This window comes from Staphylococcus sp. EG-SA-15 (assembly GCF_017151895.1).
GTDB lineage: Bacteria > Bacillota > Bacilli > Staphylococcales > Staphylococcaceae > Staphylococcus > Staphylococcus aureus.
Map to the genome: position 1 here is coordinate 1 of NZ_JACVZN010000014.1, position 22,145 is coordinate 22,145.

General features: G+C 31.8%; 26 protein-coding genes and 1 pseudogene. 6 read left to right on the forward strand and 21 right to left on the reverse strand.

Annotation, left to right across the window (positions count from 1 at the left end; all coding sequences use genetic code 11):
- The 7 genes and pseudogenes from IDG64_RS07710 to IDG64_RS07740 form a co-directional block, all read right to left on the reverse strand.
- Nucleotides 1-793, reverse strand: a 793-nt coding sequence (locus tag IDG64_RS07710; protein WP_206171299.1) for a metal ABC transporter solute-binding protein, Zn/Mn family, incomplete at its 3' end; no start/stop codon positions are given.
- A 194-nt stretch (nucleotides 794-987) separates the two neighbouring features.
- Nucleotides 988-1,053: pseudogene (locus IDG64_RS07715) on the reverse strand (hypothetical protein); the annotation flags it as partial.
- Nucleotides 1,054-1,087: 34 nt separating this feature from the next.
- A complete protein-coding gene (locus IDG64_RS07720; RefSeq protein WP_000113262.1) occupies nucleotides 1,088-1,354 on the reverse strand; it encodes a Txe/YoeB family addiction module toxin in 267 nt (88 codons plus the stop codon).
- On the reverse strand, nucleotides 1,354-1,605 hold the full coding sequence (locus tag IDG64_RS07725) for a type II toxin-antitoxin system Phd/YefM family antitoxin (protein ID WP_000584499.1): 252 nt from the start codon (nucleotides 1,603-1,605) through the stop codon (nucleotides 1,354-1,356). The genes IDG64_RS07720 and IDG64_RS07725 overlap by 1 nt, the downstream gene beginning before the upstream one ends.
- 164 nt (nucleotides 1,606-1,769) lie before the next feature.
- On the reverse strand, nucleotides 1,770-1,850 hold the full coding sequence (locus IDG64_RS07730) for a hypothetical protein (protein WP_223197974.1): 81 nt from the start codon (nucleotides 1,848-1,850) through the stop codon (nucleotides 1,770-1,772).
- A gap of 27 nt (nucleotides 1,851-1,877) precedes the next feature.
- Nucleotides 1,878-2,477 (reverse strand): DsbA family protein, encoded by a 600-nt coding sequence (locus IDG64_RS07735; RefSeq protein ID WP_000162810.1) that lies wholly within the window; start codon nucleotides 2,475-2,477, stop codon nucleotides 1,878-1,880.
- Between the two features lie 18 nt (nucleotides 2,478-2,495).
- A complete protein-coding gene (locus IDG64_RS07740; RefSeq protein WP_000819843.1) occupies nucleotides 2,496-2,858 on the reverse strand; it encodes a DUF4467 domain-containing protein in 363 nt (120 codons plus the stop codon).
- A gap of 254 nt (nucleotides 2,859-3,112) precedes the next feature.
- On the opposite strand from IDG64_RS07740, the gene fmhA reads away from it, so the two are divergent.
- Nucleotides 3,113-4,363, forward strand: a complete 1,251-nt coding sequence (gene fmhA, locus IDG64_RS07745; RefSeq protein WP_001012218.1) for a FemA/FemB family glycyltransferase FmhA — start codon at nucleotides 3,113-3,115, stop codon at nucleotides 4,361-4,363.
- A gap of 96 nt (nucleotides 4,364-4,459) precedes the next feature.
- On the opposite strand, the gene IDG64_RS07750 is transcribed toward fmhA, so the two are convergent.
- The 4 genes from IDG64_RS07750 to mdeA form a co-directional block, all read right to left on the reverse strand.
- On the reverse strand, nucleotides 4,460-5,191 hold the full coding sequence (locus IDG64_RS07750; RefSeq protein ID WP_000615461.1) for an amino acid ABC transporter ATP-binding protein: 732 nt from the start codon (nucleotides 5,189-5,191) through the stop codon (nucleotides 4,460-4,462).
- Complete coding sequence (locus IDG64_RS07755; protein ID WP_000479576.1) at nucleotides 5,188-5,907, reverse strand: amino acid ABC transporter permease; 720 nt, start codon at nucleotides 5,905-5,907, stop codon at nucleotides 5,188-5,190. The genes IDG64_RS07750 and IDG64_RS07755 overlap by 4 nt, the downstream gene beginning before the upstream one ends.
- The gene (locus IDG64_RS07760) at nucleotides 5,888-6,667 is read right to left on the reverse strand and encodes a transporter substrate-binding domain-containing protein (protein WP_000825921.1); all 780 of its coding nucleotides are present in this window, start codon (nucleotides 6,665-6,667) and stop codon (nucleotides 5,888-5,890) included. The genes IDG64_RS07755 and IDG64_RS07760 overlap by 20 nt, the downstream gene beginning before the upstream one ends.
- Before the next feature lie 120 nt (nucleotides 6,668-6,787).
- Entirely contained in the window at nucleotides 6,788-8,227 is a 1,440-nt protein-coding gene (gene mdeA / locus IDG64_RS07765; protein WP_000038960.1) for a multidrug efflux MFS transporter MdeA, read from the reverse strand.
- Nucleotides 8,228-8,401: 174 nt separating this feature from the next.
- On the opposite strand from mdeA, the gene IDG64_RS07770 reads away from it, so the two are divergent.
- Nucleotides 8,402-8,506 carry a putative metal homeostasis protein gene (locus IDG64_RS07770; protein WP_000762708.1) on the forward strand — a complete coding sequence of 35 codons (105 nt, stop codon included), beginning with the start codon at nucleotides 8,402-8,404 and terminating at the stop codon, nucleotides 8,504-8,506.
- Between the two features lie 153 nt (nucleotides 8,507-8,659).
- On the opposite strand, the gene IDG64_RS07775 is transcribed toward IDG64_RS07770, so the two are convergent.
- The 3 genes from IDG64_RS07775 to IDG64_RS07785 all read right to left on the reverse strand — a co-directional run bounded on the left by IDG64_RS07775 (nucleotide 8,660) and on the right by IDG64_RS07785 (nucleotide 11,074).
- Nucleotides 8,660-9,346 carry a 2,3-diphosphoglycerate-dependent phosphoglycerate mutase gene (locus IDG64_RS07775; RefSeq protein WP_001125208.1) on the reverse strand — a complete coding sequence of 229 codons (687 nt, stop codon included), beginning with the start codon at nucleotides 9,344-9,346 and terminating at the stop codon, nucleotides 8,660-8,662.
- 326 nt (nucleotides 9,347-9,672) lie between these two features.
- On the reverse strand, nucleotides 9,673-10,539 hold the full coding sequence (locus IDG64_RS07780; RefSeq protein WP_000019127.1) for a cation diffusion facilitator family transporter: 867 nt from the start codon (nucleotides 10,537-10,539) through the stop codon (nucleotides 9,673-9,675).
- Between the two features lie 430 nt (nucleotides 10,540-10,969).
- Nucleotides 10,970-11,074 (reverse strand): hypothetical protein, encoded by a 105-nt coding sequence (locus IDG64_RS07785; RefSeq protein WP_001789935.1) that lies wholly within the window; start codon nucleotides 11,072-11,074, stop codon nucleotides 10,970-10,972.
- Nucleotides 11,075-11,168: 94 nt separating this feature from the next.
- Between IDG64_RS07785 and sbi the strand changes: the two genes are divergently transcribed.
- The 4 genes from sbi (at nucleotide 11,169) to hlgB (ending at nucleotide 16,437) form a co-directional block, all read left to right on the forward strand.
- Nucleotides 11,169-12,479, forward strand: a complete 1,311-nt coding sequence (gene sbi / locus IDG64_RS07790; protein WP_000792572.1) for an immunoglobulin-binding protein Sbi — start codon at nucleotides 11,169-11,171, stop codon at nucleotides 12,477-12,479.
- Nucleotides 12,480-13,013: 534 nt separating this feature from the next.
- Complete coding sequence (gene hlgA / locus IDG64_RS07795; protein WP_000594514.1) at nucleotides 13,014-13,943, forward strand: bi-component gamma-hemolysin HlgAB subunit A; 930 nt, start codon at nucleotides 13,014-13,016, stop codon at nucleotides 13,941-13,943.
- Between the two features lie 567 nt (nucleotides 13,944-14,510).
- The gene (gene hlgC / locus IDG64_RS07800; protein WP_000916704.1) at nucleotides 14,511-15,458 is read left to right on the forward strand and encodes a bi-component gamma-hemolysin HlgCB subunit C; all 948 of its coding nucleotides are present in this window, start codon (nucleotides 14,511-14,513) and stop codon (nucleotides 15,456-15,458) included.
- Nucleotide 15,459: 1 nt separating this feature from the next.
- Nucleotides 15,460-16,437: a bi-component gamma-hemolysin HlgAB/HlgCB subunit B gene (gene hlgB / locus IDG64_RS07805; protein WP_000783428.1), complete on the forward strand. Its 978-nt coding sequence runs from the start codon at nucleotides 15,460-15,462 to the stop codon at nucleotides 16,435-16,437.
- A gap of 51 nt (nucleotides 16,438-16,488) precedes the next feature.
- Here the strand turns inward: hlgB and IDG64_RS07810 are convergent, their stop codons facing one another.
- Genes IDG64_RS07810 through IDG64_RS07840 form a run of 7 tightly spaced genes read right to left on the reverse strand, consistent with a single transcriptional unit; the run spans nucleotide 16,489 to nucleotide 22,016 of the window.
- A complete protein-coding gene (locus tag IDG64_RS07810) occupies nucleotides 16,489-16,956 on the reverse strand; it encodes a QueT transporter family protein (protein WP_000200945.1) in 468 nt (155 codons plus the stop codon).
- 10 nt (nucleotides 16,957-16,966) lie between these two features.
- Nucleotides 16,967-17,659 carry a 6-carboxyhexanoate--CoA ligase gene (locus IDG64_RS07815; RefSeq protein WP_000286875.1) on the reverse strand — a complete coding sequence of 231 codons (693 nt, stop codon included), beginning with the start codon at nucleotides 17,657-17,659 and terminating at the stop codon, nucleotides 16,967-16,969.
- A 10-nt stretch (nucleotides 17,660-17,669) separates the two neighbouring features.
- Nucleotides 17,670-18,785, reverse strand: coding sequence for an aminotransferase class I/II-fold pyridoxal phosphate-dependent enzyme (locus IDG64_RS07820; protein ID WP_000671751.1), 1,116 nt, complete (start codon nucleotides 18,783-18,785; stop codon nucleotides 17,670-17,672).
- On the reverse strand, nucleotides 18,763-19,770 hold the full coding sequence (gene bioB / locus IDG64_RS07825) for a biotin synthase BioB (RefSeq protein ID WP_001046646.1): 1,008 nt from the start codon (nucleotides 19,768-19,770) through the stop codon (nucleotides 18,763-18,765). The genes IDG64_RS07820 and bioB overlap by 23 nt, the downstream gene beginning before the upstream one ends.
- A gap of 1 nt (nucleotide 19,771) precedes the next feature.
- Nucleotides 19,772-21,130, reverse strand: coding sequence for an adenosylmethionine--8-amino-7-oxononanoate transaminase (gene bioA / locus IDG64_RS07830; protein ID WP_001110064.1), 1,359 nt, complete (start codon nucleotides 21,128-21,130; stop codon nucleotides 19,772-19,774).
- Nucleotides 21,108-21,794: a dethiobiotin synthase gene (gene bioD / locus IDG64_RS07835; protein WP_001217916.1), complete on the reverse strand. Its 687-nt coding sequence runs from the start codon at nucleotides 21,792-21,794 to the stop codon at nucleotides 21,108-21,110. Before bioD ends, bioA begins: the two co-directional genes overlap by 23 nt.
- A 54-nt stretch (nucleotides 21,795-21,848) precedes the next feature.
- On the reverse strand, nucleotides 21,849-22,016 hold the full coding sequence (locus IDG64_RS07840) for a hypothetical protein (protein WP_001790576.1): 168 nt from the start codon (nucleotides 22,014-22,016) through the stop codon (nucleotides 21,849-21,851).
- Nucleotides 22,017-22,145 lie beyond the last annotated feature (129 nt).

Genomic DNA, 22,145 nt, shown 5'->3' on the forward strand with positions numbered 1-22,145 from the left:
CGTAAAGAATATATTTAGCATTGCTATCTCTAATTTCTTTAACAATTTTAGTTAATTCTTTTTGTGATGGATCTTCAGCATTCATGTTTTGAATACCTTTTTGAACAAAACCATAACGATCAGCTAAGTATCCAATTGATTCATGTGAAATGAATACTGCATTACCTTGCTTATCTTTTGTAACTTGCTTCATATCGTTATCAATTTTCTTAAGATCGTCGTTTAATTTTTTGTAGTTTTTCTCATAGTCATCTTTATGTTTTGGATCTTTTTTCACTAATTCATCTTTAATTTCTTTAGCGAAAGTTTGGTTAATTTTAGGATCTAACCATACGTGTGGATCATATCCACCATGATGATGATGTTCTTCTTTCTCATGATCATGTCCCTCATGTTCATGCTCTTCACCATGCTCGTGTTGATCAGTTAAAAGCTTTGCTTTATCTAATTTATCCTCTAAAGACAGTTTTTTATCTTTATCTTTGATAGTAGATGCAACTTTCTTAGCAACCGGATCTAAATTATCCCCTGTATACATAAACAAGTCTGACTTGCTTGCACTTAATATATCTTTTTGTGTTGGTTCATAGCTATGTAAATCTGTCCCTGCTGGATAGATTGATGATACCTTCACGTGTTTTCCACCAATTTGCTCTGCAAATGATTGCAATGGATAAACTGTCGTTTTAATTGTTACCTTGCCATCTTTATCTTTTCCATCATCATTCCCACATGCGGCTAATGATAAAGTTACGGCTGGTACAAGAAGTAACATACCTAATTTCTTTTTCATAGTCACCCTCCTAAATAGTAATCTTTACGTTTTAAAATTATATACTCATGCTACTTAAAATACAAGCACTGTTTTTATAAATAATATAAAGTCGAATCATACTTTAGGTATTTACCACTTTTCGTTTTATCTAATACATGACTATTGTACAAATATGATACAGAAAACTTTATAGTATTTACGAACGTCATAATATAAGAAAAAAAGACAATCTCTATCATATTGCTAATAGAAATTGCCTTTTCATATTGTCCTAAAATAACTTACCCTATTTTTATAGTGTGACTTTTAGATTTAATAATGGTATTTACATGATGCTATTTTTATATGATTGTCATCTACTGTATAAACCAATCTATGTTCGTGATTGATACGTCTACTATAATACCCAGTCAGATTCGATTTTAACTTTTCAGGCTTACCTATACCTTCCAATGCACCATTTCTGTCAATACTTTTAAGTAACTCATTAATCTTCTTCACCATTTTTTTATCGTTCTGCTGAAAATACTTATAATCTTCAAAGGCTTGAGGCGAAAACGTAATATTTAACCTAGCCATTATACATCTATATCTTTCGTTATAGTTTTCCCACGTTCTAGATCTGCAATTGATTGAGCTAAGTGTTCAGCATTATTTGGGTTCTGTTGGAGGTAAAGTGTTTCCATCATGGAGTTATAATCTGATTCTGACATGATTACTACGTTTTTATCATCAGTAGATGTTACAGTTACCATATCACTATCATCATTTACTTTTGTCATAAGTGCCTTTAAATTCTGTCGAGCGTATGAATAATTTTTAATAATCATATTTATCGCCTCCTTTTAACACACCTCAATTGTACAAATATCTGTACAATAAAACAAGCGACACAGAAAAAAACTACTAATCAAGATTTCGCACGGGGAAGAATCAATACCTATCCTGTACTGATTCCCTACTAAACAATGTTTACATGATAATTTCTACCTATTTAGACTTCATACATTAAAAAGACAATCTCTATCATATCGCTAATAGAAATTGCCTTTTCATATTGTCCTAATAAATTGATATCACTTACTTATCTCAACAATTAAGACTATTTTATTTTATCTTTTAATAACTTCTCATAACTTTCATAATCATATGGATCTTCAACTTTCTCGCCATTAATAAATGCAGTTGGTGTCGTTTTTATATGATTATCTTTCGCTATTTTTTTATCTTTCTCTGCAGCTTTCCAAGACTTGCTATCTTTTGTCTTGTAATCTTTTATAATTTTATTTTCCGTCTCTTTATCTAAATGCAGTTGTTTAATATGTTTATCTAATAGTTCTTTTGTTAACCATTCTTTATTTTCATCTTGCTGGGCAGCAAATAATTGCTTTTGAAAATCTAAAAATGATTTAGGTGCATACATCAATACTGCATGACTCGCACGCGAACCAACAATTGAGTCTTTACCTAAGAAAGCTAAATTGACAAATTGGTATTCCACTTTGTGATTATCTATATAATTTTTACGCAACTTTGGCATGACTTTTTCATCTAATTCTTTACAATAAGGACATTTATAGTCGCCATATATGACAACTAATGGTTTGCCGTTTTTCGAGGATGTCGTTGCTGATTCTTTTTTACCGCAAGCTGTTAAAATTAACATGCTCACTATAAATAATGTTAGTAATTTTTTAGTCATAATAACTCCTGTTCATATCTAGTTCGTCATATTTTCTTCATGATAATCCGCATCATGTTGTTGATAATATCGTCTCGAATCAAAATCTTGCTTATATGATACACGTTTATCACTAAAATCATATGCATAATAATGCACTTCATCATCATTACTCAAAGGTTTATAAGCTAAAATGATAATTTTATCCTTATCATAGACATAAATATTAGCATCTTTGCGTTCAAAATGATCAACACGATCACCGTTGCCTTTTTTGGCAAGTTGTTCTTGTTTTTGATTTTGAATTTTAACTGCTTCATCTATTTCTTTCACATATTTATCATTACCACATCCTGATATAAAGACTAGTAATAATAATACCGTCGCCACAAATCGCTTCAATGCTCCCACTCCTACTATCAACTTCCAACTAACTTTCAATATAATTAATACTATACACCGTCAAACATTAATGCGCTACAACTACTACCAATGCATTTAATATAAATATCCAAAGAAATAACAGTTATGTATAGTCAAAGAAAAATATATTTCATTTTCTATGTGTATTTGTAATCAGTTTTTGATAAAATAAAAAAATAGCATTATTAATAAATTCAAAAATTACAGTTCAATTCAGAGAGGGATGGGATAAAATGAACTTTGTAACGTTGACTTCGGATGAGTTCAATGCGTTTACAACAAAGCATTTTTCACATTACACACAATCAGCTATTCATTACAATCATAGAGTTGATTTAAAAGGCGATGTGCATCTTGTAGGGGTTAAAGATGACAATGGTCAAGTGATTGCAGGATGCTTATTGATAGAAGCACGCACACTTAAATTTTTCAAATATTTTTATACACATCGCGGGCCAGTGATGGATTATACAAATCAATCATTAGTAGCATTTTTCTTTAAAGCATTAACGTCATATTTAAAGAAACACAATTGTTTATATGTCCTTGTAGATCCATATTTAATTGAAAATTTACGCAATGCAGACGGTGAAATTGTTAAATCTTATGATAACCGAGCATTTGTTAGAACAATGGATAAATTAGGTTATAAACACCAAGGTTTCCCTGTAGGTTATGATTCAATGAGCCAAATCCGTTGGCTGTCAGTGTTAGATTTAAAAGATAAGACTGAAGACCAACTTTTAAAAGAAATGGATTATCAAACGAGACGTAATATTAAAAAAACATATGATATTGGTGTCAAAACTAAAACGTTAACGATTGATGAAACGCAAACTTTTTTCGACTTATTCCATATGGCTGAGGAAAAGCACGGTTTCAAATTCCGTGAGTTACCATACTTTGAAGAAATGCAAAAGTTATACGATGACCACGCCATGTTAAAGTTGGCGTATATTGATTTAAACGAGTATTTAAAAACGTTACAATTAAAGCAACAACAATTAACAGCTGAACTCTCAGGTGTTGAAGAAGCATTGGAAGAAAGTCCTAATTCAAAGAAAAATAAAACGAAACGCACACAGCTAGAACAACAGCTAAATAGCAATAAGCGTAAAATCGACAATACAATAGAACAAATTGAACAAGATGGTGCAGTCTTAAACTTAGCTTCTGCTTTATTTATCTACAATGAGCATGAAGTTTATTACTTATCTAGTGGTTCAAACCCTAAATATAATGCTTATATGGGTGCCTACCATTTGCAGTGGGAAATGATTAAGTTTGCTAAAGCGCATCATATTGATCGCTATAATTTTTATGGTATTACCGGTGACTTTTCAGAGTCATCAGAAGACTATGGCGTCCAACAATTCAAAAAAGGTTTTAACGCACATGTAGAAGAGTATATCGGTGACTTTATTAAGCCTATCAAACCAATGTTTTACAAAATTCAGCAGTATTTAAATCATAAACGTCGTTAAAATATCGCTCCAAGATTATGACAACATAACAAAGAACCACGCATCATGTATATGGCTTCATCGCCATACTAAAACATGATACGTGGTTCTATTTGATTATTCTTCATTTATAACATTTAAGAAACGTCTTAATTCTTCTGTTTTCGGACGATTGAACATCTCTTCTGGAGCCCCTTGTTCTCCGATCATGCCTTCATGAATAAATACAATGTTATTAGATACTTCTTTAGCAAAACGCATTTCATGTGTCACAATGACCATTGTCATGCCTTCATTAGCCAAATCTTTAATAACCTTTAAAACATCATTCACAAGTTCAGGATCAAGTGCAGATGTTGGTTCATCAAACAACATCACTTTAGGGTTCATTGCTAGTGCTCTTGCAATAGCAACACGTTGTTGTTGACCACCTGATAATGCATGTGGACGTTGATCTTTGACATGTGTTAAACCAACTTTCTCAAGTAACTCAAGTGATTTCCCACGTGCCTCATCCTTTTTCAACTTTTTAACTGTGATAAGACCTTCCATTACATTTTCTAATGCCGTCTTATGCGGAAAAAGGTTATAACTTTGAAATACCATACCAGACTGTTTACGAACTTCTATTTGTGATTTTTTATCTTTAGATGTATATGTTTTGCCGTTAACATAAACTGTACCTTCAGTTGGAATTTCTAATGCATTAATCATACGTAACAATGTTGTTTTACCTGAACCAGATCGACCGATTAAGGTTACAACCTCACCTTGTTCAACAGATAAATCAATACCTTTGATGACTTCAACATCATTAAATGATTTATGGATATTGTTCAATTGAATCATGAGCGATACCCTCTTTCAATATAAGATTCATAGATACCTTGGATAATTGAAATAATAAAGCATACCACCCAGTACATTAGCGCAACTAACACATAAATTGTTAAATATTCATATGTTGTAGACGCAACTTCTTGAGCTTTTCTAAACATTTCAGCCACTAAAATAAATCCTAATAATGATGTATCTTTGATTAAACTTAAAAATGTATTACCTAGTGCAGGAATCGACACTCGAATTGCCTGCGGTAAAATGATACGTTGTATCGTTTGACCATACGTCATACCGATGGAATATGCAGCTTCTGTTTGTCCTTTCGGTATAGAAATAATACCGCCACGAATAATTTCCGAAGCATACGCACCTACATTTAATGATAAACCAATAATAGCAGCCACTACAGGTGCCAATGTCCATTGGTTGTCAGCGTCATTTGTTAATAATCTACCTAATTCTGGAATACCATAAAATATGATAAATAGTTGTACTATCATTGGTGTTCCTCGAATAATAGATACATAGACACGTGAAATACTTCTTAAAATTTTACTCGTTGAAATTCGCATTAATGCTGTAAATAATGCAATAATCAATCCTAAAACAAATGTAACTAATGTAATAGGAATTGAATATTTGACCAAACCTTCTAGCATAGGTCCGAAAGCTTGTTTTGCAGCATCTAGCGCATGTTGTTGTTCGCTATTTAGATTTAGAAACATCTTGACCAAACCATTTCTTACCTATTTTAGCTAATTCACCGTTTTCCTCGATTTTTTTCAAGCCATCATTGAATTTTTGAACTGTTTCATCATCTGCTTTTTTAGAAAATGCAAATGCAGATCTACTTTGTTCAGCATTACCTTTGATTGCTTTGATCTTAGCATTAGGTTTTTGTTTTTTATAATCCAAGTATGACAGACTATCATTAAATGTACCATCAACACGCTTAGACAATAATAAATCCATTGATTGGTTAAAGCCATCAACTTTTGTAATATCAGCACCTTTATCCTTAGCTAATTTACCATAATTAGATGTGAATGTTTGTGCTAACTTCTTACCTTTAACATCATCAAAATCTTTAATATCTTTTTCATTTTCACGAATAACTAAAACAGCACTTGAGAATGTGTAAGGCTTAGAAAATTTATATTTCTTTTCTCTATCAGGATTTATACCCACTTGGTTCGCGATTACATCAAAACGCCCCGCGTCTAAACCTGCAAACATAGAATCCCAAGAAGTTTCATTAAATTTAAGTTTTAAACCTTCTTCTTTAGCCACTGCTTTAATAACATCAATATCGTAACCAGTTAATTTACCATCTTTATCATGGAAACTAAATGGTGCATAAGTCCCCTCAGTACCAACATTAATTGTCTTGCTATCTTTATTAGCTTCCTTGTCTTTCGACGAATTGTTTCCACATGCAGCCAATATGAAAACGAAAGCTATCATCACAAATAAAAGTCTTTTCATAGAATATACCTCCTTATTCTTATTATTCTAATCGGAATAAAAATATTTTAATCTGAAATGCCGGATAAGTCAATATGTTGAACTTTTGCTAAAAAGCTTTATATAGCTAGCAACTTATATTTATTGACGAGAATCAACTTCTTTTTTCTTCCCTTGTAACATAAATGAACAAAAGAAACTAACAACTGTAATCAATAATGCAAATAAAAATCCAGCGTGATAACCATGCAACATCGTATCAACTTTAATTTGATTCATCATATCAATTTTGTTCATGCCATTATAGTCTGACATTGTTGGAGAAAAGTTTTTGCTTGCATGAGATAAAATAGTAATTAATGCAGCTGTTCCGATAGAACCAGCAATTTGTTGTACTGTGTTTGTCATAGATGAACCGTGTGCATTCATTTCTGGCTTTAATTGATTCATCGTATGGGTCATTACTGGAATTAATCCTAACGCGATACCAACCATTCGAATCGCATAAACTGTTGCCAACATGATTGTTGATGTTTGTTCATCCATTACAACAAAATAAGCCGTAGTAATAACAACAATCGCCATACCTACTAAAGCAAGCTTTCTAGGACCAAACTTTTCATATAAAGCACCCGAAGTCATCGACATAAATGCCATAACAATTGCTCCTGGTAATAAAGTTAATCCAGAATCTAAAGCTGAACGATGCAATAAATTTTGCACAAAGATAGGTAAAATCGTTTCCGAACCAATCATCGATACCATTGTGACACCCATAATAATGATACCAACTGTAAATTGTTTATTTTTAAATACAGCAAAATTTAATAATGGTGTTGATAGCCGATATTGACGTAATACAAATAATGCGACTAAAACAACGCCTCCAATCATAGATACTAATACGATAGGATTATCAAAACCTTTTTCTGAAATTGAACTCGTTCCATACAATAACCCGCCGAAACCTAGTACAGAAAAAATGACAGAAATAAAATCAATAGGTACTTTAATTGTAGTTCCAACATTTTTTATCGTTTTAAATCCAATTAAAAATGTAACAGCTGCAATTGGAGCGACAACATGGAAAAGCGATCTCCAGTTAAAATATTCAACAAGGTAACCTGAAAGAGTAGGTCCAATAGCTGGTGCTAAACCAATTACCAAACCAAATATCCCCATATATTTACCGCGTTCATGCGGTTGGAAAACATCCAAGATCGTTGTCATCATCAATGGCATCATAATACCTGCGCCTAACGCCTGAATAATTCTAGCAACTAATAATGTTGCAAAGTGCGGACTCAAGCCGCCGAGTAATGTACCTAAGAAAAAGATAGAAATACCCACTAAAAACACTTGTCTTGTTGTATAACGTTGTATAACAAGCGCGGACAAAGGAATAACAATCCCATTAGTCAATAAAAAAGCTGTTGTCAGCCATTGAACTTGTGTATATGAAATTTCAAAGTCTTTCATAATACTTGGTAAAGCCGTCACTAATAGTGTTTCATTTAATAATCCAAAAAATCCACCCATCAGCATAGTAATAATCATCGTTAATTTTTGTTTCTTCGACATTTAAAGCTTCCCCCCTCACCATCTAAAAAACGACACTCATTTTTAGATATCCGGTAATTATACCCATTTTCAAAAAAATTAGCACGACTTTATTACAATTTCTTTAAAACGTAATCATTACTATTTACATATGAGTAGTTATCGGTCATAATATATTTACAAGGAGGGATAGAGATGAAATTAGATTTACAGACTGCTCGTCGTAATTTAAATAGCCCTAACATTAAAACAAGAAAGCGTGCTTTAAAGATTATTAAGCAACATAAAAGAGCGAAATAATTGTTTTAATTTGACTATATTGTATGTCTAACTATATTTTCGAGTATCCCTAGCTCGTTAATATAAACTCTATACTTAACTATTTCCTTACATTACTTCACATATTTAAGAGCTGCATATACACTCACTCCTTGTGTACATGCAGCTCTTTTTTTATAAGTAGTATTTATCTATAACTTCTAAATCATCCGTTAATTCATAAACAAGCGGTGCACCTGTTTTAATTTCATAATTAATGATATCTTCATCTGACACATCTTCAAGATATTTAATCAATGCGCGAATTGAATTTCCGTGTGCAGAAACTAATACCGTTTGACCATCTAGCAAATATTGTGAAATATGATCTGTCCAAAATGGTATCACTCGAACTAAAGTATCTTTCAGACTTTCAGAATAAGGCATCATACGTTTATCTAAATGATTATATCGACGATCAGCTAAGTAAGCTTCACGTTGTTCTTCGGTTTCAGCAGGCGGTTTCACATCATAAGAACGACGCCAAATATGTACTTGTTCTTCTCCAAATTCTTTTCTAGCATCATCTTTATTTAAGCCTTGCAATCCACCATAGTGGCGTTCATTTAAACGCCAGCTTTTATATACAGGAATCCATTGTTGTTTAGATTCAGTTAAAATATAATGCGTTGTATCTAAAGCACGTGTTAATAACGATGTAAAAGCTACATCGATGGCAATGTTATTTTCTCTTACTTTTTCACCTGCTCTAGTCGCTTCATTAATACCTTGTTCAGATAAATTAACATCTTCCCATCCAGTAAATAAGTTTTTAGCATTCCACTCGCTTTGTCCATGACGACATAAAATTAATTTTGGCATAACTTATAACCTCTTTCCTTTAATCTTTAGGACGTTATTTCAGGGATATTTTAAGATGATTTAATCTTAGTAATTTTCTTTTCAATATGTTTTAAAATTCAATGATTAAATCAATTATCACTAGACATTAAATACATAAATTCTATTCCCCATTTTCATTTTTTAATTCATAAATGAATCAATAACCACCTAATAACAAATCATATTATACACCTTTGTTCGCCATTTTTCTAAGGTTTAAAAAATATTTTTAGGTGCACCTAAAAATAAATGTAATAAAAACGCCTCCTCAGATATTTATATATCTATGAAGACGTTTAAATACATTATAGATGGTCTGGTTCTGGGTGAACGTATACTGAGGAAATACCTTTTTTGTGCAAATGATGTTCGACATTGTCACAAATTTGATGCGCTTCTACTAAGGAAAGGTTAGCATCTACAACAATTGTGACATCAATAAACACACTACTTCCATGGTAACGCCCTTTAATACTTTTAACTTCTTGTACTTCATCAACTTCTAAAATATCATTGCGATACGCTTCTAATTCAGTTTCATTGAAACCATCACTCAACATAAAAATTGCTTCTTTAAAAATACCAAAACCAGTATAAACGATTAGTAAGCCTAGTAATGTTGCTAAAATAATATCGACAATTGGGAAACCGATTTGCGTAAAAATTAATCCTATCGCTGTTCCAATGCTGACTAAACTATCTGATAAATTATCTTTGGCAGCCGAATTTAAAGAACTACTTTTCGTTCTTTTCGCTAGTCTTTGATTGACTGCAAATACAATCAACATTACAAGACCACTGATTAAGCTGACGATAATTGTTATTGCGTTAGGTACAACGTCATCTTCTTTGAACAAACGAGGTGCATTTTGAATAACTACTTGGATACCTACAAACATAATGACAAATGACACCAATAATGAAGAAATATTTTCAGACTTCAAATGGCCATAAGGATGATTTCGATCGGCAGGTTTAATTGAAATTTTCAATCCAATAATAACAGCTAAAGAAACGATAATATCTGTCATATTGTTTAATGCGTCGGCTCTTACAGCTGCAGAGTTAAAGACAAAACCCGTGACATACTTAACAATAGATAAGATTATATATACAATTAAACTCAAATAAGCACCGCGTTGCGCCAATTTAAGATTTTCATTATGAGACATGCGTTGAACCACCTTGAATTAGTATAGTAACAATATTATGAATGATTTATTTTAAATTTACAACGTTTTTAATTTTTATAATTTTTTATAAAATTAAACTAATTTATTCATTCGCAACCCCTAAAAATAATTTTTAGCCTTTCTGCGAATTTTATGAGCTAGAAAGGCTTATGCATTAGTAGCGAAGCTAACTAATGCGTTCCTTTATTTTCTGCGAATTTTATGAGCTAGAAAGGCACCCAACTCTCCCTGTTTGTTAACTTTCGTCTCGAAAGTTTCTATGTTGGGACCCAATGCATGAGTTGCGAAGCTATCTAATGTCGTGACCTAATTATATAGAAGAAAAAGTGCATCAGTGACAAATCAAATGAGATTTCTACTCTACCAAACTCTCTTCGAAAGACAATTTTCTCCTCTATTTATTAGCAAACTATTGCATTTCTCCATATAGTACTTCCTTACTTAAAATACGCTGAATGTTCTGAATTAAACGCTTTTTTACATAGTTAACACTAGTTAATCTATTAGTTAACATTAGTTAATAATTAGTTAATTTCCATTTGTATTCTCATGTGATAAATTCTAAAAGCATACAATAAATTTAATATGTAAAAAGAAAGGGAATACACATGAAAAATAAATATATCTCGAAGTTGCTAGTTGGGGCAGCAACAATTACTTTAGCTACAATGATTTCAAATGGGGAAGCAAAAGCGAGTGAAAACACGCAACAAACTTCAACTAAGCACCAAACAACTCAAAACAACTACGTAACAGATCAACAAAAAGCTTTTTATCAAGTATTACATCTAAAAGGTATCACAGAAGAACAACGTAACCAATACATCAAAACATTACGCGAACACCCAGAACGTGCACAAGAAGTATTCTCTGAATCACTTAAAGACAGCAAGAACCCAGACCGACGTGTTGCACAACAAAACGCTTTTTACAATGTTCTTAAAAATGATAACTTAACTGAACAAGAAAAAAATAATTACATTGCACAAATTAAAGAAAACCCTGATAGAAGCCAACAAGTTTGGGTAGAATCAGTACAATCTTCTAAAGCTAAAGAACGTCAAAATATTGAAAATGCGGATAAAGCAATTAAAGATTTCCAAGATAACAAAGCACCACACGATAAATCAGCAGCATATGAAGCTAACTCAAAATTACCTAAAGATTTACGTGATAAAAATAACCGCTTTGTAGAAAAAGTTTCAATTGAAAAAGCAATCGTTCGTCATGATGAGCGTGTGAAATCAGCAAATGATGCAATCTCAAAATTAAATGTAAAAGATTCAATTGAAAACAGACGTTTAGCACAACGTGAAGTTAACAAAGCACCTATGGATGTAAAAGAGCATTTACAGAAACAATTAGACGCATTAGTAGCTCAAAAAGATGCTGAAAAGAAAGTGGCGCCAAAAGTTGAGGCTCCTCAAATTCAATCACCACAAATTGAAAAACCTAAAGCAGAATCACCAAAAGTTGAAGTCCCTCAAATCCAATCACCAAAAGTTGAGGTTCCTCAATCTAAATTATTAGGTTACTACCAATCATTAAAAGATTCATTTAACTATGGTTACAAGTATTTAACAGATACTTATAAAAGCTATAAAGAAAAATATGATACAGCAAAGTACTACTATAATACGTACTATAAATACAAAGGTGCGATTGATCAAACAGTATTAACAGTACTAGGTAGTGGTTCTAAATCTTACATCCAACCATTGAAAGTTGATGATAAAAACGGCTACTTAGCTAAATCATATGCACAAGTAAGAAACTATGTAACTGAGTCAATCAATACTGGTAAAGTATTATATACTTTCTACCAAAACCCAACATTAGTAAAAACAGCTATTAAAGCTCAAGAAACTGCATCATCAATCAAAAATACATTAAGTAATTTATTTTCATTCTGGAAATAATCAATCAAAAACATCTTCTCTAGTTTTACATCATTTTTTAAATAATTTTCGTAATAAACCGTGATTAAAAAGAACCGTTGATTCTCAATCGAATCTGCGGTTCTTTTTCATTTTCCATCAATTAAATGTTTCTTCGCTACTTGTCAGCCCACTTTTTTACCTGCAACTTGTTAAATAATCCTTACATCGTTAACGAATAGTTCATCATTTAGTTGAATCAGCTCAACTTTATTAACTTCAAATTTTCACAAACTATTGCGCAATCCATTCCTCTTCCACTACATGCACCATAATTAAACAACAATTCAATAGAATAAGACTTGCAAAACATAGTTATGTAGCTATATAAACGCCTGCGACCAATAAATCTTTTAAACATAACATAATGCAAAAACATTATTTAACAATGCTAAAAATGTCTCTTCAATACATGTTGATAGTAATTAACTTTTAACGAACAGTTAATTCGAAAACGCTTACAAATAGATTATTATATATATGAACTTAAAATTAAATAGAAAGAAAGTGATTTCTATGATTAAAAATAAAATATTAACAGCAACTTTAGCAGTTGGTTTAATAGCCCCTTTAGCCAATCCATTTATAGAAATTTCTAAAGCAGAAAATAAGATAGAAGATATCGGTCAAGGTGCAGAAATCATCAAAAGAACACAAGACATTACTAGCAAACGATTAGCTATAACTCAAAACATTCAATTTGATTTTGTAAAAGATAAAAAATATAACAAAGATGCCCTAGTTGTTAAGATGCAAGGCTTCATCAGCTCTAGAACAACATATTCAGACTTAAAAAAATATCCATATATTAAAAGAATGATATGGCCATTTCAATATAATATCAGTTTGAAAACGAAAGACTCTAATGTTGATTTAATCAATTATCTTCCTAAAAATAAAATTGATTCAGCAGATGTTAGTCAGAAATTAGGCTATAATATCGGCGAAAACTTCCAATCAGCGCCATCAATCGGAGGCAGTGGCTCATTCAACTACTCTAAAACAATTAGTTATAATCAAAAAAACTATGTTACTGAAGTAGAAAGTCAGAACTCTAAAGGTGTTAAATGGGGAGTGAAAGCAAATTCATTCGTTACACCGAATGGTCAAGTATCTGCATATGATCAATACTTATTTGCACAAGACCCAACTGGTCCAGCAGCAAGAGACTATTTCGTCCCAGATAATCAACTACCTCCTTTAATTCAAAGTGGCTTTAATCCATCATTTATTACAACATTGTCACACGAAAGAGGTAAAGGTGATAAAAGCGAGTTTGAAATCACTTACGGCAGAAACATGGATGCTACATATGCTTACGTGACAAGACATCGTTTAGCCGTTGATAGAAAACATGATGCTTTTAAAAACCGAAACGTTACAGTTAAATATGAAGTGAACTGGAAAACACATGAAGTAAAAATTAAAAGCATCACACCTAAGTAAACAGTTCAATCATTTTAAAAAATCCTGGGACACTTCATACTTGTCTCAGGATTTTTTAACATATTGAATCAGCCTCATAACATTAAATTATTTTATCGTACATTAAATTTAATAATAACAACTGATTTTTATAAGAATAAAGTATCGAACCATAGTAGATACACAAATAATACAAATGAAACAATTTAACTTGAAAGCTTAAATAAATATTCTCAAGTTAATAAACAATTAATTTTTAGATGGATTCATCAAAAATCGTAAAAAAGCACAATTTGTATTTTACAAACATTAATTAAAAAAGAAAGCAAGACATTCGTGCAATCGGTTACCTTAAATTGTTTACAACTGTCAACAATACCAAGGTTTTATTAACTATATTTCTCACAAAATTAGCTTTTAGCATTCCAAACAAAAAAGGTTAAATCGAACGGAATTATGGCATTTTTAACTTAATTGTAAAAAAAGTTGATAATGGTCAATTGTTAATGAACAGTTAATTATAATAACGTCCAAAATATATTATTATTTAATTAAGTTAAATAAAATTATAGAAAGAAAGTGAAACTTATGCTTAAAAATAAAATATTAGCTACAACTTTATCTGTGAGCTTACTTGCCCCTCTTGCCAATCCGTTATTAGAAAATGCTAAAGCTGCTAACGATACTGAAGACATCGGTAAAGGAAGCGATATAGAAATTATCAAAAGGACAGAAGATAAAACAAGTAATAAATGGGGCGTGACTCAAAATATTCAATTTGATTTTGTGAAGGATAAAAAATATAACAAAGATGCTTTGATATTAAAGATGCAAGGATTCATTAGCTCTAGAACAACATATTACAACTATAAAAAAACTAATCATGTTAAAGCCATGCGATGGCCATTCCAATATAACATTGGTTTGAAAACAAATGATAAATATGTTTCTTTAATTAATTATTTACCTAAAAATAAAATTGAATCTACAAACGTGAGTCAGACATTAGGATACAATATCGGTGGTAATTTCCAATCAGCCCCATCACTCGGTGGTAATGGATCATTTAACTATTCTAAATCTATTAGCTATACACAACAAAATTATGTAAGTGAAGTAGAACAACAAAACTCAAAAAGTGTTTTATGGGGCGTCAAAGCGAATTCATTCGCCACTGAATCAGGTCAAAAATCAGCCTTTGATAGCGATTTATTTGTAGGCTACAAACCTCATAGTAAAGATCCTAGAGATTATTTCGTTCCAGACAGTGAGTTACCACCTCTTGTACAAAGTGGATTTAACCCTTCATTTATCGCCACAGTATCTCATGAAAAAGGTTCAAGCGATACAAGCGAATTTGAAATTACTTACGGAAGAAACATGGATGTCACTCATGCCATTAAAAGATCAACGCATTATGGCAACAGTTATTTAGACGGACATAGAGTCCATAATGCATTTGTAAATAGAAACTATACTGTGAAATACGAGGTCAATTGGAAGACTCATGAAATCAAGGTGAAAGGACAGAATTGATATGAAAATGAATAAATTAGTCAAATCATCCGTTGCTACATCTATGGCATTATTATTACTTTCTGGTACTGCTAATGCTGAAGGTAAAATAACACCAGTCAGCGTAAAAAAAGTCGATGACAAAGTTACTTTATACAAAACAACAGCCACAGCAGATTCTGATAAATTTAAAATTTCACAGATTTTAACATTTAATTTCATCAAAGATAAAAGTTATGATAAAGATACTTTAGTACTTAAAGCTACTGGGAATATTAACTCAGGCTTTGTGAAACCTAATCCTAATGACTATGACTTTTCAAAATTATATTGGGGAGCTAAATACAATGTATCTATAAGCTCACAATCTAATGATTCAGTAAACGTCGTTGATTATGCACCAAAAAATCAAAATGAAGAGTTTCAAGTTCAAAATACTTTAGGCTATACATTTGGTGGTGACATTAGTATCTCTAATGGTTTATCTGGTGGACTTAATGGAAATACAGCTTTTTCTGAAACAATTAATTATAAACAAGAAAGTTACAGAACAACATTAAGTCGCAACACAAATTATAAAAATGTTGGCTGGGGAGTTGAAGCACATAAAATTATGAATAATGGTTGGGGACCTTATGGAAGAGATAGCTTCCACCCAACATATGGTAATGAACTCTTCTTAGCTGGCAGACAAAGCAGTGCATACGCTGGCCAAAACTTCATAGCGCAACACCAAATGCCATTATTATCTAGAAGTAACTTCAATCCAGAATTTTTAAGCGTACTATCACACAGACAAGATGGCGCTAAAAAATCTAAAATTACAGTAACTTATCAACGTGAAATGGATTTATACCAAATTCGTTGGAATGGCTTCTACTGGGCAGGCGCAAATTATAAAAACTTTAAAACTAGAACATTTAAATCAACATATGAAATTGATTGGGAAAATCACAAAGTGAAATTGTTAGATACAAAAGAAACTGAAAACAATAAATAGCTAGTAAAACACGGTCGCCAACAGTAATTGTGACGACCGTGTTTTGATTTATTATCTTAGTAAGACTGCCATTCTTTTTCTCAATGTGAGATATAAAGGAATAGCTACAATTAAAGTGAATATTACGCCTGGAATCGCGTTTAACAACACTACCCACACTGGTAAATTTAAAATAATAGATAATAGTAGCCTAGATACCAAACTGCCTAATACACTTGCTAAAACTAATGATAGTACATTTATTTTCAATAAATAAACAACTGCAATAGCTATAACTCTAAATATAATAGAAATAATCACATTAATTGGATTAAATACGCCAAATATCAGCAATAATAAGCTTGATAAAAGCCCACCTAAAAAGTACTTTTTAATTCCAAAGAAAGCTAATATCAATAATGCTGCCGGTGCAGATAATTGAAAATCTAATCCTGGTATAATGGACGGTATTTTCAAAACTGCCAAAATGGTTAAAATCGCAGCAATGACACTAATTTGAGTAATATCTTTTGATGTCATACTAAAACCCCTATACCGTTTCATAAACAACTTGCTTCGGTGTGCTTTCTAAAAATGATATGTAATGATTTAAATCAATACAATCGTCCACAAATATTATTCTGCCTCCATATCTCGTATTAACTGGTTTAATATCAAATAATCGATGGTAACCAATTTTAGCAGCGGCAAAATAACCTGTCGTATACGTTAAGTCATCGGACACGCAAAGTTCTCCTTTGACATACGGATGCGCATTGATACAACTAGCAATTGCTAAGGCATCAGTCACTCTTTCATTAAGATCACCTTTATTATTTATATCTTCAAACGAAAAATGTGTTGCCCTAATCCCCCTTTGTCCAAATGAATCTAAACGTTTACCAGATATAGCAGATAGAATAATAGCTCCTGTATAAACCGTTTCATTTTTAATATATGTCATCCCTTGATTTAGCGCTTGTTCAGTGACACCACATTCTTGTGTTAAATGTTGGAGATTTGCTTTATCATCCTCAATAATTTGTAATGCTTTTATTTGTTGAATCGGTTCCATGATTTTTTGTATTTTTATATTGAGAAAATCCGGTTGCCCATTTTCATGAAAAAAACCTTTATTATAAAACCTTTGTACCGTCTGTTCTATTTTGTCAAACTCACAAATCGTTTCAGCACCACTAATATGAACATCTTGATTGCTAGAACGCATTTTTATACTATACATGACGATCACCTCAATCTTCTTGATGCAAAATTTCAAACAACCTATCTATATCTTGTTCAGTATGAAAATACGACAATGATATTCTTAACATTGGCTTAGTCACAGTTGGATACCTTAAATAACTTGTAAACACATGATGCTTTAATAATGTTTGATGAATGTTCTCAGCCGCTTCTATGTCATCAAACTCAATAAACTTAATCGGCGAGTTTGAACTATTATAATTAACATTGAGTGCTTTTAACTTTTGGTTAAAATATTTACTCAAACTATTTAATTTAGTGCGTCTATCATCAGCATTTATTAACTTTTCAATGTTTCTTTTTATAAAATACAAATTATAAATTGGCAAACTACTTGAGTAGATGAGTGGTCTACCGTGATTAATTAACATATCCTTCACATCATTTGAACTTAAAATCACACCCCCGTATGCACCACATGCTTTAGATAAACTAGAAGTGAGTATATCTACACCTTGATAATTCGAGTAATTCTCTATTCCAAAACTATGTGAAACATCGAGTATCAGTGTTGCGTTATATTTATGCTTTAATGAGACTAATTGACCAATATCCACAACGTCGCCATTCGTTGAAAATACACTATCAGATATGATTATTTTTGGTATATTTTGATTAGGGTATTTCTCTAACCTTTTTTCTAAATCAGCAATATCTAAATGCTTATATATCACTTTTTCTAAACCACTTAACTTAATACCGTCAATAATACTCGCATGATTTTCTTGATCTGAAAACACGACACAATTTGTATTTTTGAAAATATTAAATAACGCCAAATTAGCATCATAACCACTATTTAAGATAGTACATGCACTATATCCGAGCCAACCTGCTAACATTGTTTCAATTTCTTCATAAGCTGTCGAACTTCCACTAATTAATCTTGAACTTGATAAGTGATAACTATACTTCCGCATAAATCTTTCGAAATCATCCTTATCAAACGCTATTTGACCTAATCCTAAATAATCATTAGATGTATAGTTCGTACATCTCTTATTTTCTACTTCAATATACTGTCTATCTATATACCCTACCGATTTAAGCGACCGATATAACCCTTTCTGTTGTAATAAATCAATTTGCTCTTGAAACTTCATTCTTGTTTTCCTTATTTTCACAAGTGTCATAATCAATTTCAAAGCCTAAATCATTAATCATATCGTAGTCTAATTGGTTCGGTTGCCCACCAGTAATTAGATAATCACCGACAAATATTGAATTCGCCGCTTTTAATGCTAATGGCTGTAACGAACGTAAGTTGACCTCTCTTCCTCCAGCAATACGAATTTCTTTCGTAGGATTGATTAATCGGAATAATGCTACGATTCTTAAACATTTCATTGGTGTTAAATCATCCATGCTTCCAAACTTTGTGCCTTTGATTGGATGCAAAAAATTAATCGGAATACTGTCGGCATCCATTTCTTTTAAAGCAAATGCCATATCAACAATATCTTGATTAGATTCTCCCATACCACAAATCACGCCAGAACATGGTGATATATTATTCGCTTTCATTAGTTCTATCGTATCTGTTCTATCTTTATAACTATGCGTTGTCACGACGTTATCATGGTAATTTTCACTTGTATTAATATTGTGGTTATATCTGTCTACACCAGCTGACTTAAGTTTCTTAGCTTGTTCGTCATTCGTTAATCCTAAACATGCACAGATTTTTAGTTGCGGGTGTTGAGATTTAATCGTTCTTACAGTATTACTAATATGATCAACTTCTTTATCGCTCGGTCCTCTACCACTCATAACAATACAATATGTTCCAATATGATTATCATGTGCCACCTTTGCTCCATCGATAATTTGTTCCTCTGGAATTAAAGCATATCGCTGTTTTTGTTTAATATCTCGTGATTGTCCACAGTACCCACAATTTTCAGGACATATACCACTTTTAGCATTTAAAATCATGTTTAATTTTACTTTTTTACCAAAATAATGTTTTCTTAAAATGTACGCCTCATTTAATAAATCTAAGGTATCAATATTAGTATCCTCATAAATTTTCAATACAGTCTCTTTTGTTAATTGTTCCCCTTGTAATATGCGTTTAGCCAAATTCATATTAACACTTCCTATCTAAAATGTTATGTACTGCCTTTTTAAAAATACGTACCATCGTTTTCACTTCTTTATTTGACATACTTAACACTGGCACAAACGTAATGACATTTTCTAAATTTCTAATCATTAGCCCGTTTTCTTTACAATTACGTACAATACGTTCAACTTTTTCAATTTCTAACGGCGTTTTACTATCTTTATCTGTAACTAATTCAACTCCAAACATTAAGCCTCGTCCTCTTACATCACCAACATTTCGATGACGCTTCAGCGCATGTAACTGTTTCTCAAGTGTTGATGATGTCGTTTCAATATGTGACAATAACTTACGTTTTTCATAAAGTCTTATATTTTCTAATGCAACCGTACAAACGATTTGATTTCCGGTGTATGTATGACCATGGAAAAAGGTATTCACACCATGCGAATCACTTAAAAATGCATTGTATATTTTTTTAGATGTCAATGTAGCTGCAAGTGGTAAGTAGCCACCAGTAATCGCCTTACCTAAACACATAATATCCGGTTGAACATCTTCATGATTGCATGCAAACATCTTTCCAGTTCTCCCAAAACCAACTGCTACCTCATCACAAATTAATAAGACATCGTATTTTTTGCACAATTTCTCGACTTCTTTCAAAAAGCCTTTAGGATGAACAAACAAGCCTGTCGCACCTTGAATCAACGGTTCCAATATAAACCCTGCGATTTCATCATTTCTTTCAATTAGAATTTGCTCTATATTCGTTAAAATAGCTGTCATCATTTCATTTTCAGTATCGTAATTACTGCGATAGAAAGATGGGCTTTCTACTTGAATATTCTCAAATATTAAGTCTTTAAATATTTTATGAAAGGTCTTGATACCACCAACACTTACCGCACCAATCGTATCCCCATGATAACCGTGATTTAGCGTTATAAACTTGTTTTTCTTGGCATATTTTTCTCTATCAATATTTTTCCAATACTGATATGCCATCTTTATTGCGATTTCAACAGACGCACTGCCTGTATCAGAATAAAATACTTTTCTTAGATTACTTGGCGTGATTTCGATTAATTTTTCCGCAAGTTCTATTGACGGAATATTTGATGATCCTAGCAGCGTAGAATGGGCAATTTTATTGAGTTGCTTTTTAATTACCTTATTCAAGTATTTGTTATTATGACCATGCACATTGACCCACAACGATGCATAACCATCTAAATATTTATTGCCATTCGTATCGTAAAGGTAACTACCCTTTCCTTTTTCAATGATGATTGCTTCTTCTTTGCTATATACACCCATTTGTGTAAATGGATGCCAAACATATTCTGAGTCTTTTTGTTTAAGTTGTTGTGTGTAATTCATTTTTAACTCCTATTAATTGTTTTAAAAATGCTTCTGAGAAATTTTCATACGTGGCATGTTCTTCAAATGTATAGACTGTTTTATTTGTTAATTTTCCAATCGTAATTTGATTGTCTTTTTCAATATAGCTGTCTGTATAGCGATTCATTATTAAAAAATTACTCGCCGATACATTCTGATTAACATAATCTTGGTGAACAATGGCATCGCTAATAGCACCTAATTTTGATGGCAACACACTGATGACACAATCTGCACAATCATTGATTAGATCTTTAGTCATGTAGAAATCATCTGTACCTTCATATATTGGTACGGCAATTCCCCCAGCACCCTCAATTAAGATAAAATCAAATTCCTTATCTAAAACTTTTACCTTATCTAATACACGCTGCTTATTTAGAAAAATTTGATCTGTCATTTTAAATGCAAGGTGTGGTGATACAGGTTGCTTAAAAGTATAAAGTGACGTTATGTCATAGCTTAAATCACATTCATTTTTAAATACTTCTAAATCTGGAAACGTCCCGTCTTGGCGTTCCTCAGTTTGAAATGGTTTAAAAATACAAACTCGATGACCACGTGTTTTCAAAGCATGGTATAAATGCTTTGTAACATAGGTTTTGCCTACATCAGTATTCGTACTTGTAATAAAAATCCTCATAAAAAATAAGCACCTCAATCCGAATGTAAACTTTTATAATTAATAAGTTTACATTTAAGGCGCATGTTTTTCAAGAAAACATGAATTTAAACTTCTCAGTATAACTATAAATTTTGGCAAAATTTTGACCTTGCTATTGAAATGACTAAGACTTCTTAAGGAATTCGGGCAGATATAAACAGCGATTCGATAAAATATGTCAGTTAAAATTAATAATTGCATTATTTCTTAATAAAAAGACATCCTAGCTTTACCATCTTGTGAAACAATCCATTAATTGTAATATTACGTTGAGCGCCTTGTTCATCAATGCTATAATTAGTTACATAATAAATTGAACATCTAAATACA